Raw genomic sequence first — 12287 nt, 5'->3', positions numbered from 1 at the left:
CGTGACCACATCCCTGCGACAGGTCCTGTTCATGGTCGGCATCATGGTGGCCGTCCTGGCCGCCGCGATGGTCTTCCCGGCCATGCTGGATGCGGCCGAAGGCGACGGGGAAAGCGCCAGCGCCTTCTTCATCTCCTCGATCCTGGGCATGTTCATCGGCGGCGCCACGGCGCTGGTCAATCGCGGCCCGGTCGACTCGATCACACCACGCACGGCCTTTGTCCTGACGGTCGGCGCCTGGTTTGCCCTGTCCGTCTGCGCCGCGCTGCCGTTGCGTCTGTCCGGCGAGGGACTGAGCTGGACGGACGCCTTCTTCGAGGCGGTCTCGGGCCTGACGACGACCGGAGCGACCGTGATTACCGGCCTCGACTACCGGCCGGAGGGCCTCCTGCTCTGGCGCGCCATCCTGCAATGGATCGGCGGGATCGGCATTATTGTGACGGCGATGGCCTTCTGGCCGATGCTGGGCATTGGCGGCATGCAGCTCTTCCAGCTGGAGACCGGCGACAAGTCCGACAAGATCCTGCCGCGCGCGACCCAGATCGCCGCTAGTATCTCGCTGATCTATCTGGTCCTGACGCTTGTCTGCTTCTTTGCCTTCATGGCGGTCGGCATGGACTGGCTGCATGCGCTCTGCCACGCCATGTCGACGCTCTCGACCGGCGGCTTCTCGGCGTCCGACAATTCCATGGGCAATTACGTGCACATGGGCGCGGACATCATCACCACGATCTTCATGATCCTGGCCTCGCTGCCCTTCGTCCTTTTCGTCGTGGCGATCCGCGGCAAGCCCGTGGCGCTGTGGCGCGACGCCCAGGTGCGCGGCTTTCTGCTCGTGGTGACGGTTGCGACGGCCTCCCTGACGGTCCTGCTCTGGATGACAGGCGCGCATGAGGAAGGCGGCGCGATCCGGCAGGCGGCCTTCAATTCGGTCTCGATCATCACGGGGACCGGGTTTGCCACGGCGGACTACGGCGCCTGGGGTCCGATCTCGCAGGCCGCCTTCTTCGTCTTCATGTTCATCGGGGGCTGTGCCGGGTCGACGACGTGTTCGGTGAAGATCTTCCGCTACCAGATCGCCGGCACTGCGATGCGGCGCTACCTGGCGAAACTTCTGCGTCCCAATGCGGTGATACCGATGCACTATAACGGTCGCATAGTGGATGAAAAAACGCTCCACTCCGTACTCGGATTCTTCTTCGTCTTCTTCGCCGTCTACGCGATCACCGCGGCGCTGCTGTCGGCGATGGGGATGGACACGGTGTCGGCGCTGTCGGGTGCCGCGACCAGCCTGACCAATACCGGTCCGGGCCTGGGTCCGATCATCGGCCCGTCAGGGACGTTCGCCCCCCTCTCCGATCCGGAGAAGTGGCTCCTGACCTTCAACATGTTCATCGGCCGGCTGGAAGTGATCGCGGTCCTGGTCTTCCTCAGCCCGCGCTTCTGGCGGAACTAGGAGCGTTTCCAGCGAAAGTGGGAACCGGTTTCGCGGTTCGGAAATGCGACCACCAGGGACCAGGCATTTCCAGCGAAAACGGGAACCGGTTTCGCGGTCCCGAAATGCGCTAGCGACTAGCCACCGCAGCCACCTCTTCGAGGTCGAAGCCCCAGTCCTTGTTGCAGTACTCGCAGGTCATCACGATGGCGCCGCCGGTTTCCATTTCCGCGCGGTCTTCCGGCGGGAAGCTGGCGACGATGCCGAGCAGGCGCTCGCGTTCGCACGAGCAACGCCGGGCGATCTGCGCGGGCTCGAACAGGCGCACGCCATCCTCGTTGAACAGGCGATAGAGCAGAGTGCCGGCGGAGAGGTCGGGATCCAGGAGTTCAGCGTCCTCGACGGTCTCGTAGAGCGCGCGCACATGATCCCAGTCATCCCGGGCCGAACCGCGGGTCTCGTCGCCGGCGACCTGCTGCAGCATGGCTCCGCCGCCACGCCAGGCGCGGGCCTCGCCTTCCTTCCAGCTTTCGCCGATGGCGATCCGCAGGCGCGTGGGTGTCTGTTCGGACTGGGCGAAATAGCCTTCCGCGACCTGCGACAGGGACGTGCCCTCGAGCGGAACGACGCCCTGGTACTGGTCCTTGTCGGGACCATAATCGAGCGTCATCGCGAAAGCGCCCTTGCCCAGGAGACGCTCCATCAGCGTGTCGCGGGGCGGGCTATCGGCGAGCACGGCCTCGACGGCTTCACGGTCGATCTTGGCAAAGCCGCGCACGCCCTCGCCGCTGACATATTCGGCCACGACAAAGCGGATCGGCCCCGACCCGTTCGCCTGCACGATCAGCCGGCCGTTGAATTTCAGCGCATCCCCGACGAGGGCGGCGATGATCACCGCCTCGCCGAGCAGATGGGCCACCGGTTCGGGATAGGCGTGCGCCGACAGGATCGCGTCCAGCGTCGATCCCAGGCGGCAGACACGGCCGCGCACGGCCCGTCCCTCAACCTGGAAACCGGCCACGATATTGTCATGCTCTCCAAGCGGATCGCTCACGCCGTCTCTCCGTTCGGCAGGGGGTGGTCTAGCTGGCCTCGAGTGCGCCGAGCGCTTCGTCGAGAACGGCCACCGCCTCGCTGGCATCGTCCTTGGTGATGATCAGCGGCGGCGCCATGCGGCAGACATTGTCGCCCGCCGCGCCGACCAGGAGATGGCGATCGCGGGCCAGTCCTGCAAGCTTCTTGGGATCGAAACCGTCTTTCAGCTTCACCCCGACCAGCAGACCCTTGCCGCGGATCTCGGCGATCTTGTCGCCATGACGGTCCATCAGCCCGTGCAATTGCTGACGCAGATAGTTCGACACGTCGACCACATGATCCATGAAACCGTCGGAGGTCAGCTCGTCGAACACGACATTGCCGACCGCCATGGCCAGCGGGCCGCCGCCATAGGTCGAACCGTGCGTACCGACGACCATGCCGGCCGCCGCCGCTTCCGTCGCCAGGCAGGCGCCCATCGGGAAACCGCCGCCAATGCCCTTGGCCGCGGCCATGATGTCCGGCTCGGCGCCTTCAACCCATTGGTGGGCGAAAAGCTTGCCGGTCCGGCCGGCACCCGACTGGACCTCGTCAAAGATCAGCATCAGGCCGTGCTCGTCACAGATCTGGCGCAGGCCGCGCAGGAAGCTGTCTTCCGGTGCGCGCACACCGCCCTCGCCCTGGACCGGCTCGACGCAGATCGCGGCGGTCTCTTCGGTGACGGCATTCTTCACGGCATCCAGATCGCCGAATTCGACCTGGTCGAACCCTTCCATCGCCGGGCCGAAACCTTCGAGGTATTTCGGGTTTCCGCCGGCATTGATCGCGCCATAGGTGCGGCCGTGGAAGGCGCCGGTGAAGGTGATGATGCGATAGCGCTGCGGATTGCCGTTCACATAGTGATAGCGGCGCGCCGTCTTCAGGGCGCATTCCATCGCCTCGGCGCCGGAATTGGTGAAGAAGACGCGGTCAGCGAAGGTCGCCGCGCAGAGCTTCTCGGCCAGTTCGATCCCCTTGGGCACCTTGAACATGTTGGACAGGTGCCAGAGCTTGCCGGCCTGCTCGTTGAGGGCGGCCACAGCCTTGGGATGGGCATGGCCCAGACAGTTCACCGCAATGCCCGAAATGAAGTCCAGATAGGCATCGCCGGCCTCGGTATACAGGCGCGTTCCCTTACCGTGGTCGAACACGAGATCCGGCGGCGAATAGGTATCCATCATCGGGGCAGGCATGCGGTCCTCCAAAAGCATCGCGGCGCCCGTTTTCGGACGCCTTTGATACTCGTCTAGGCCTCCGCGCTCAGCTCTTCAAGCGCCAGCCTGCGCGCAAGAGCAGATAACAGGCCGCGGCCAGCGCAAGGTTGATCGCGAGCACCAGCACGGCCCCGATGGCGAGATGTCCGTCGGCATGGCCCGTGAAGCCGTAGCGGAAGCCGTCGATCATGTAGAAAAAGGGGTTGAAATGGCTGATCGTGGCGATCGGTTCGGGCAGCGCCGTGACCGAATAGAAGGTGCCCGACAGGAAGGTCAACGGCGTGATCACGAAGGTCGTCACGGCCGCCATGTGATCGAACTTCTCGGCCCACAGACCGCCGATAACGCCGACCATGCCCAGCATGGCCGAGGCCGATATCCCGAAATAGAGGACCGCCCACCAGTGCTGCGGCATGATGTTCATGAAGGGGATCAGCGTCACCGCCGTCACCACCGCCACCATGATGCCGCGCGTCATCGCGCCGGCAATGAAGCCGATCGACAATTCCAGCGCCGACAGCGGCGGCATCAGGAAGTCGACGGCATTGCCCTGCACCTTGGACACCAGGATCGAGGAGCCCGAATTGGCGAAGGCATTGTTCAACAGGCCCATCAGGATGAGGCCCGGCGCCAGGAATTCGATGAAGGGAATACCGTTCACATCGCCCCGCCGCGAGCCGATCGCGACGGCAAAAACGGTCATGTAAAGCAGCGTCGTTGCGACCGGTGCAGCGACCGTCTGGGTGTAGACCTTGAGAAAACGCCGCACTTCCTTCTTGTACAGCGTCCAAAGACCTAACCAATTGATAAAGCCGAATTTTCTGGGCCCGTTAAGGCCGGTTAAACTGGCGTTACTCATATCGAATTACCCTTAAGATCCCGGTAACCATCCGCGTTAACGATTAGGCGTGCAAGTGAGCTTTCCACAGGAATGGTCATCCCCCGATCTTGTGGCCTCAGTTAGCGCGGGTACAATATCTAGTGTAATTAAACATGAATTGAGATATGCGCTCTTAGCCGACATTCAAGGCAATGAAGCGCATCCAACTCAGGAGATGAGTGCGATGGCCTGGACTGACGAACGCGTCGAGCAACTCAAGAAGCTCTGGTCGGAAGGCCTGAGCGCCAGTCAGATTGCCAAACAATTGGGGGGTGTGACCCGTAATGCCGTGATTGGCAAGGTCCACCGTCTCGGTTTGTCAGGCCGCGCGACCCCGTCGCGCCCGGCCCGCCGCACTGTCAAACCCTCCCGTCCGCGCACCACAACGGCTTCCACCGCGCCGGCCCAGCGCCCGGTGTCGCGTCCCTCCCCCTCAACTCCGACCCCGGCCGCTCCCAAGCCGGCGCCGGTGGAGCCTGCCGTCCTGCCGTCTGGCGAGTTTGCCACCGTGCTCACCCTGCGTGACTCGATGTGCAAATGGCCGATCGGCGACCCCGCCCAGGCCGAGTTCCGCTTCTGCGGCCGCAAGACCGCCGGCGGCAATGCCTATTGCGAGGCCCACTCCTCGATGGCCTATCAGCCGAGCGCGAAACGCCGCCGCCGCACCAGCGATGCCGGTGCCGCCCTCGACGCGATCGCAGCAACCCGGCGCTATAATTTCTGATAACCGGCCCTGCCCTCACCCTCGGGTCCGGTAATACGGCCGCCTTTCGGGGCGGCCGTTTTCTTTTTGTGCTTCCGTATGAACGGTCAGTCGCGCGGATCGCCCACCAGCGCCTCGCGCATTTCAGGGATCCAGCTGTCCGTGCGGCGATTATAGGCCCGCAAAGTGGTGGCAAAGCCCCAGTGGCACCAGGCAAAGCCGCGGTCTTCCGAGGCCTGGCGCACCGCCCCCACCCAGCGCGCGCGCAGATGTTCGGGCACTTCGTAATAGACCCCGAACTCGCCGATCAGGACCGGCACGTTCTGGGCGTGCGCATACTGCGCCACGATGTCGAAGTCGCGGGCCAGTTCTGCCTCGTCGGCCGGACCGCCCCATTCGATGCCGGTGCGTGACTGGTTCGACCAGGGCGCGCCCTGATGGGTGAATTCGAAGGGCGAATAATAGTGCACCGTCGTCATGACCCGCGGATCGTCAGCGGGCACTTCGGTCTGCACGAGGCCTTCGATATTATTCCAGCGGGCCGAGGACAGGATCACCCAGCGCTCCGGCGACACCGCACGGACAACGTCTAGCAGGTGCGCATTGATGGCATTGACCTGGGCCGCGCCGACCCGGTCGGTCGGCTCGTTCAGCAGCTCGAAGATCAGCGTGTCGGGATAGCCGGCATAGTGCTCGGCCAATTGCCGCCAGATCGCCGCCAGTTGCGGCAGACGGCCCTCGGGATCGCGCATCAGAGCGTCGAAATGGTGGACGTCGACAATGACGCTCAGCCCGCGCGACAGGGCGTGATCGATGATCGCATCGACCCGGGCCAGCACATCGGGGGCGATCCGGTCGCCGGCACCCAGATGCGCCGACCAGCGCACGGGAAGACGGATCGTGTCGAACCCGGCCCCGGCAATCGCATCGATATGGCCGAACTCGATCGTATAGCCCCAGGCGCCCTCGTATTCGGCCTCCAGCGCACCGGACAGATTCATGCAGCGCGCGACCGGCGGCGTGTCGACAGCGAGTGACTGCCGCACCGGGTCGGGCGTGGCCTGCACGCGGGAGTCCGCCGGTCCTTCGCACGCCGCAAGAAGGGCCGTACCCAAGATCACGGTTCTGGAAATCGCGTGCATCGTGTCTCCCCTGACCGGCGGCCGCGCCCGGTCCTGATCACAGCCTCTCACGATCCGCATCATTCGTTTCATAGGTTTTAACTATCATATTGACGGTATTTTTGAATTAGAAGGCATGGAAGACAGGCCCCAAATCCTCAGCGGCTCAAGACAAAGGAGACGCCATGAAATATGTGATTGCGGGTTTGCTGGCCGCGACGGTTCCGGCCGGAACCGCCCTGGCTGACGAATGGGGTTATGCCGGCGACGGAGCACCGGTGAACTGGGGCGCGCTGTCGCCCGATTTCGCCGTGTGCAGCGCGGGTGTGCAGCAAAGCCCGGTCGACCTGGTTCCGGGCATTATTGCCGACGGCGTCCGGCCAGTCCTCGACTTCGCCGATGTTTCCGGTGTCGAGGCCGAGCGCAGTGCGCATGGCGTGACCTATCACGTCCCGTCCGGCTCGGCGCAGCTGTCGCTGAACGGCCGCAGCTTCGACCTCCTGCAGTTCCACTTCCATGCCGCATCCGAGCATTAGGTGGAGGGACAGTCCTATCCGCTGGAAGTCCACTTTGTGACGGCCAGCGAGGGCGATCTTGCCGTGGTCGGCGTGTTGTTCGAGCGCGGCGAGGCGCATGCCACTGTCGACACATTGTGGGATGCCATCGGCGAACCGGGCGACCGCGAGGAGATCGACGGGCCGGTCAGCCTGGCCTCCCTGCTGCCGCAGGACCAGGCCGCCTTCCGCTATGAGGGCTCGCTCACCACGCCGCCCTGCTCGGAAATCGTGTCCTGGACGGTGTTCACCACCCCGCTCAGCGTCTCGGACGCCCAGATCGACGCCTTTGTCGAAACTGTCGGCGAGAACGCCCGGCCGCCACAGCCCCTCAATCGGCGCTACGTCCTGCTGGACAACTGACGCTCCGGACACCCACCTTGAAAGGGCGCACACCTTCCCGGTGCGCCCTCTTTTTTGGCTTGTTTCAGGGCGTCATGACCGGATAGGTCACGATCTCGCCGTTCAGCCGCACCATCTCGTCCTGCAGGGCATCGCGGATCGTTTCGGCCAGCGCCGTGGTGATGGTGAAGACGACCAGCATGCGCCGGCCGGACGCGGTGACCTGGCCTGCCCGGCTCCATCGGCCGTCAGCGCTTCGACCGGAATGCGCCGACAGTACGATCCAGCCCGTGACGCCCAGCGCCTCGATGCGCGTTTCCACCTGATCGACCTGGACCGCATCCACTTCCAGCTCGACACGAAGACACGTCTTCCAACCCGTCATTGCACGCCTCCAGGAACCATTTGCGCCGTGGTGAAATAGAGCGGAATTCCGATCAGCAGGTTGAACGGAAAGGTGATGCCCAGGGACAGGGTGAGCGACAGCGCCGGCCTCGCCTTCGGCAAGGCGAGCCGCATTGCAGCGGGCACCGCGATGTAGGAGGCCGATGCCGCAAGCGTCATCAGCAAGGCCGCATTGCCGGGCGACAGGCCGAGACCGCGGCTGATGGCCAGGGCGATGCCCGCCGCGATGAGCGGCATGTAGAGCCCGTGCAGCACCACGCCCGGCCGCATCTTGCGACCGTGCTCGACAAGGCCCCGGCCGGCGATCAGCCCCATATCCAGCAGGAACAGGCACAGCACACCGCGGAACGCGTCGACGAACAGGGGTGAGACCGCCGCCATCCCGGTTTCACCGGAGATCCAGCCGATGGCGAAGGCACCCAGCAGAAGGACGATCGAGCCATTGGTCAACGGTTCGGCCAGCCGCAAGCCGCCGCTGCGCCCTGCAGCACCGGCCAGCAGGAGACCGGTCAGGATGGCCGGCGCTTCCATCGCCGCTGCTACCGCCACCATGGCGCCGCCGGTTTCCAGCTGCAGCATGCGCGCGGCGTCGGATGCGGCGATGAATGTGACGATGGATATCGATCCGTAGTGGGCGGCGATCGCGGCAATGTCGACCCGTGGCAGCGAGGTCGTGGCGCGCAGGAGGCCGAAGCTGAGGGCCGGCAAGACTGCCGACAGAACCACCCCGGCCAGCAGGACCGGGATGATGTCACCCAGGCTCGCGCGCGCCATTTCGGCCCCGCCCTTGAAGCCGATCGCCATGATCAGGAAGAGCGACAGGCCCTTTGCAAAGGCTTCGGGGAATTTCAGGTCGGACCGTATGAACGCCGCGGCCAGTCCGAGAACGAAGAACAGGACCGGCGGCGAGGCCAGCGTCGCAAGCGCAATGGAGCCGTGTTCCAAAACCCAATCCTTTTGATGAGATCAGTCCGGCAACCGCCGCGAGGGGGGGGGCAAGGGGCGGTTGCCGGACAATTCTCTGCACCGGCGGCTTCGGGACCGGAGGTGAGGCCGGCGCAGAGGCGAGTGGGTACGCTCTAGACTGCGGTCATAATGAGTGGAAATATATGGATACTGTTCTTCCATTAGGAAAAAACTATATATGCGTCCGACCTTCCGGCAGCTCGAATACCTGGTCGCGATCGACGAGACCGGACGCTTTTCCAGCGCCGCCCACAGCATGCATGTCAGCCAGCCCAGCCTCTCCGCGCAGGTGGCCGAGGCGGAAAGCCATCTCGGCTTCAAAGTGTTCGAACGGGGGCGGAATGGCGCGATCGCGACACCGCTCGGCCGCGAATTGCTGACCCGCGCACGCGAAGTCCTGCAGTCCATGTCCGATATCAAGCGGCTCGCCCAGTACGGCCGGGACGGGCTGGTCGGACAGGTCCGCCTCGGCGTGCTGCCGACGATCGGTCCCTACCTGCTACCGCGCTGCACGGCCCGCCTGCATGCGCGCTATCCCCAGCTTCGCCTGTCGATCCGGGAAGAATCCTCCGTGGTGCTGAACCAGGCCCTGAGCGACGGGCGCATGGATGTCGTCATTTCCGCGCCGGAGGATCATCCCGGCTGTACCAGCGCCGCCCTGTTCCACGAGCGCCTGTGGATCGCCGTCCCGCCCGACGATCCGCTGGCACAGACACGCGGGCCCGTCGGCCTGGCCGAACTGTCCGGCCGTGCCTTCCTGACGCTGGCGCTCGGTCACCGCCTGAACCGGCTGGTCGCGGATCTGGCCGAACGGTCGGGCGGGCATCTGCCGGCCGATTATGAAGGGACCAGCCTGGATGCCATCCGCCATATGGCTGCGCTGGGCGCCGGTGTCGCCGTGCTGCCGGAACTCTATGTCCGCTGCGAGGCCGAACGCGATGACAGCCTGGTCTTCCGGCGGATCGACGATCCGGGCGCCGAACGCGATATCGCGCTGATCTGGCGGCCCGGATCACCCCTGTCGACCGGCTTCAACGCGGTCGCGGACATCATGCGCGAGGCGGCCCACGCCGCGCTCGCACCGCGGACGCGCTGACAGCGCCCGCCACGCCTACCAGCCGACCGTGAAACTGCGTCCGGCATGGGCGTGGCTCTCGGCCTCATCGACAATCGCAATGGCGAAGTCCTCGACCGAGATGGCCGAACGGCCGTCTTCTCCCGTCACCAGCATGTCTGCTCCCAGCCGGTAGCGACCCGTACGCCGGCCCGGTTCAAGGCTGGCGGGCGGACAGATGTGTGACCAGCCGTCACCGCCCTCGGACAGCACGGCTTGACGCTGGGCGTGGCAGGCCTGGGCGATGGGCCGCACGGCATCGGGCAGGAAGCCCGGCCGGGTCAGCACGGTCCAGGCCGGCTGGTCGGGAAAGCGCAGGCTCGCCGCCCCGCCGACGACCACGGCCGGCACGCCGGTCTCGAGGGCGGCGTCGAGCAGGGTGCGGGTATAGCCGACCAGTTCGGCTTCCCGGCCCGCCGGCGGACGCAGTGCCATCACGGCCACATCCTGGTGGCGCAGCACGGCGCGGATCGCCGTCCCGTCGCTCGCCTCGGCAAAGGCGGGAATGGCCAGCCCAGGCAAGCCGGCCGCCCGCTGAGGATTACGCACCACAGCGGTGACCTCATGCCCCCGGTCGAGCGCCTCTTTCACGACACAGCGCCCGACAGACCCGGCCGCACCAAATACAGCAATCCGTTTCATGCCGTGCCTCCCTGTTTTACGGATAACGTCACCGCCGGCGTGCGTGCGGCACGCTGACTGAGCCAGATACTGGCCAGGACCAGGGCGGCGCCGGCAAACTGGATCGCATCCAGCCGCTCGCCCAGCACCACCCAGCCCAGCACGACCGCGCTGACCGGGCTCAGAAAGCCGAGCATGGTTGCGACCGACGGCCCCAGCCGGGCAATGCCGCGGAACCACAGGACATAGGTCAGCGCCGCACCGATCAGGGCCAGATAGGCGAAGCCGGCTATGTGTCCGGCGTCCAGCGCGGGAAGCGGCGGTTCGACGATGAGGGCGAGCGGCAGCAGCAACACTCCGCCCGCGGTCAGCTGCCACGCGGTCAGGGTGAGCAGCGGAACCTGCGGCCCCCAGCGCCGGGTCAGCACGGTCCCGGTGGCCATAGATGCCGCACCGCCCAGGGCTGCCAGGACGCCGACCGGGTCGAAGCCGGCCTGTGGCGATGCCAGGAGCAGGGCCACGCCGGCCAGTCCGCCGGCGGCCGCGATCACCGCGAGCGGGCGGATGGCCGTGCCCAGCGCCAGACGGGCCAGGCCCAGCACGATCAGCGGCTGGACCGCACCGACCGTCGCCGCGATCCCGCCGGGCAGGCGGTAGGCCGCCACGAAGAGGCAGATCCAGAACACGGTGAAGTTCAGCGCACCGAGCACGAAGGCCCGGCCCCACCAGGCGCCGGCGGGCAGTCGGCGCACGAACAGCAGCAGGAGGAACCCGGCGGGCAGGGCCCGCAGCAGGGCGAGCGTGACGGGGTATCCGTCCGGCAGCCACTGGGTGGTCACCAGATAGGTGCTGCCCCAGATCGCCGGCGCCAGCGCCGTCAGGAGAATGTCGAACAGGCGTGGCATGGACTACTCCACCGGCAGGGCGACGGGACGCATCGGCGCGGCATCGGCCCCGCGCAGTTTCAGCGATCCGCCGATGAATGCGAATTCGTGGACACCGTCCCGGGCGAGCCCTTCCAGATTGACGAGTTCCATGATCGGAACGCCGTGCCGGGCGAGCAGATAGGTGTGCAGCGGAACATAATTGCCCGGCACTTCGGACGGGAAGGCTTCGAGGCTGAGATTGTCGGCACCGACAATCATCGCACCGCCCTCCTCGACCAGGAAGCGCGCCGCATCCATGCCCAGGCCCGGCGGATTGTGCATATAGCGCGCCGCCGTCTCATAGTCCTGCATGCGGCCGGTGCGGATCAGCACCACATCACCTTCGCGCAGCGGCGTGCCCTGGCGCTCCAGCGCCTGCTGCAGATCGGCACGCGTGATGCGATAACCGTCCTCCAGCCGGTCAACGCCCAGCGCCGCGGCGACATCGATCATCACGCCGCGGGCGACGATGGGCGGAATGGTTTCAGCACCGGTCACCTGCCAGCCGCGGTCGCCGAGATACTCGTCGGCCGAGAAGCCATTCCAGATGCGGCCGTCGACACCGAAATGGTTGAGCGCATCGATATGCGTGCCGGTGTGGGTGTACATCGAGATCGCGGAACCCGTGTAGGAGACGTGCCCGTTCTGCGCCTCGCCCACCCCCATCGGATCGTCAACCACGGTGCCTCGCGGCGTGTGGGTCATCCATATCTGGTAGCGGGGGTCGCCGGCCGCGTGCCAGCCGGGCATGCCGATGAAATACTCGACCGACAGGTCATAGGCACGGCCGCCGGCGATCCGGCCGAGAATGGCGGCGCGGCTCTCGTCGGTCATGAGGTTCAGGCGCCCGAGCTCGTCATCCGGCCCCCAGGGGCTGGTTCCGACGGTATCCTGGCCCATGGCCGGGGCGAAGCTTGTCAGCGGGGCCAGCA

The 12287-nt window shown here is 65.8% G+C and carries 14 protein-coding genes; 5 read left to right on the top strand and 9 right to left on the bottom strand.

The window, feature by feature from the left end; translation table 11 throughout:
• Position 1 precedes the first annotated feature (1 nt).
• Entirely contained in the window at positions 2 to 1456 is a 1455-nt protein-coding gene (locus PKE71_RS03695) for a TrkH family potassium uptake protein (protein WP_271185611.1), read from the top strand.
• 109 nt (positions 1457 to 1565) lie between these two features.
• Here PKE71_RS03695 and PKE71_RS03690 read toward each other — a convergent pair whose 3' ends face one another.
• The 3 genes from PKE71_RS03690 to PKE71_RS03680 all read right to left on the bottom strand — a co-directional run bounded on the left by PKE71_RS03690 (position 1566) and on the right by PKE71_RS03680 (position 4582).
• A complete protein-coding gene (locus tag PKE71_RS03690; protein WP_271185610.1) occupies positions 1566 to 2489 on the bottom strand; it encodes an Hsp33 family molecular chaperone in 924 nt (307 codons plus the stop codon).
• Between the two features lie 28 nt (positions 2490 to 2517).
• Positions 2518 to 3702, bottom strand: a complete 1185-nt coding sequence (locus PKE71_RS03685; protein WP_271185609.1) for an aspartate aminotransferase family protein — start codon at positions 3700 to 3702, stop codon at positions 2518 to 2520.
• Between the two features lie 67 nt (positions 3703 to 3769).
• A complete protein-coding gene (locus PKE71_RS03680; protein WP_271185608.1) occupies positions 3770 to 4582 on the bottom strand; it encodes an ABC transporter permease in 813 nt (270 codons plus the stop codon).
• A 205-nt stretch (positions 4583 to 4787) separates the two neighbouring features.
• Between PKE71_RS03680 and PKE71_RS03675 the strand changes: the two genes are divergently transcribed.
• Positions 4788 to 5327 carry a GcrA family cell cycle regulator gene (locus PKE71_RS03675; RefSeq protein ID WP_271185607.1) on the top strand — a complete coding sequence of 180 codons (540 nt, stop codon included), beginning with the start codon at positions 4788 to 4790 and terminating at the stop codon, positions 5325 to 5327.
• Positions 5328 to 5413: 86 nt separating this feature from the next.
• On the opposite strand, the gene PKE71_RS03670 is transcribed toward PKE71_RS03675, so the two are convergent.
• On the bottom strand, positions 5414 to 6373 hold the full coding sequence (locus PKE71_RS03670) for a glycoside hydrolase family 5 protein (RefSeq protein WP_271185606.1): 960 nt from the start codon (positions 6371 to 6373) through the stop codon (positions 5414 to 5416).
• 239 nt (positions 6374 to 6612) lie between these two features.
• Here PKE71_RS03670 and PKE71_RS03665 point away from each other — a divergent pair, with 239 nt between their 5' ends.
• Both PKE71_RS03665 and PKE71_RS03660 read left to right on the top strand, forming a co-directional pair.
• Positions 6613 to 6963 (top strand): hypothetical protein, encoded by a 351-nt coding sequence (locus tag PKE71_RS03665; RefSeq protein WP_271185605.1) that lies wholly within the window; start codon positions 6613 to 6615, stop codon positions 6961 to 6963.
• On the top strand, positions 6964 to 7344 hold the full coding sequence (locus PKE71_RS03660; protein WP_271185604.1) for a carbonic anhydrase family protein: 381 nt from the start codon (positions 6964 to 6966) through the stop codon (positions 7342 to 7344).
• A 64-nt stretch (positions 7345 to 7408) separates the two neighbouring features.
• Here the strand turns inward: PKE71_RS03660 and PKE71_RS03655 are convergent, their stop codons facing one another.
• Both PKE71_RS03655 and PKE71_RS03650 read right to left on the bottom strand, forming a co-directional pair.
• Positions 7409 to 7708, bottom strand: coding sequence for a hypothetical protein (locus PKE71_RS03655; protein WP_271185603.1), 300 nt, complete (start codon positions 7706 to 7708; stop codon positions 7409 to 7411).
• On the bottom strand, positions 7705 to 8673 hold the full coding sequence (locus tag PKE71_RS03650; RefSeq protein WP_271185602.1) for a sodium-dependent bicarbonate transport family permease: 969 nt from the start codon (positions 8671 to 8673) through the stop codon (positions 7705 to 7707). The genes PKE71_RS03655 and PKE71_RS03650 overlap by 4 nt, the downstream gene beginning before the upstream one ends.
• 199 nt (positions 8674 to 8872) lie before the next feature.
• On the opposite strand from PKE71_RS03650, the gene PKE71_RS03645 reads away from it, so the two are divergent.
• On the top strand, positions 8873 to 9790 hold the full coding sequence (locus PKE71_RS03645) for a hydrogen peroxide-inducible genes activator (RefSeq protein WP_271185601.1): 918 nt from the start codon (positions 8873 to 8875) through the stop codon (positions 9788 to 9790).
• A 15-nt stretch (positions 9791 to 9805) separates the two neighbouring features.
• On the opposite strand, the gene PKE71_RS03640 is transcribed toward PKE71_RS03645, so the two are convergent.
• Genes PKE71_RS03640 through PKE71_RS03630 form a run of 3 tightly spaced genes read right to left on the bottom strand, consistent with a single transcriptional unit; the run spans position 9806 to position 12255 of the window.
• Positions 9806 to 10450, bottom strand: coding sequence for an NAD(P)-dependent oxidoreductase (locus PKE71_RS03640; protein WP_271185600.1), 645 nt, complete (start codon positions 10448 to 10450; stop codon positions 9806 to 9808).
• Positions 10447 to 11334, bottom strand: a complete 888-nt coding sequence (locus PKE71_RS03635) for an EamA family transporter (protein ID WP_271185599.1) — start codon at positions 11332 to 11334, stop codon at positions 10447 to 10449. Before PKE71_RS03635 ends, PKE71_RS03640 begins: the two co-directional genes overlap by 4 nt.
• Positions 11335 to 11337: 3 nt before the next feature.
• On the bottom strand, positions 11338 to 12255 hold the full coding sequence (locus PKE71_RS03630; RefSeq protein ID WP_373878791.1) for a cyclase family protein: 918 nt from the start codon (positions 12253 to 12255) through the stop codon (positions 11338 to 11340).
• Between the last annotated feature and the right edge of the window lie 32 nt (positions 12256 to 12287).

This window comes from Maricaulis virginensis (assembly GCF_027922185.1).
GTDB classification, from domain to species: Bacteria; Pseudomonadota; Alphaproteobacteria; order Caulobacterales; family Maricaulaceae; genus Maricaulis; species Maricaulis virginensis.
Note: the sequence above shows the minus strand (reverse complement) of the source record. Positions and strands in the feature narration are given on the sequence as shown.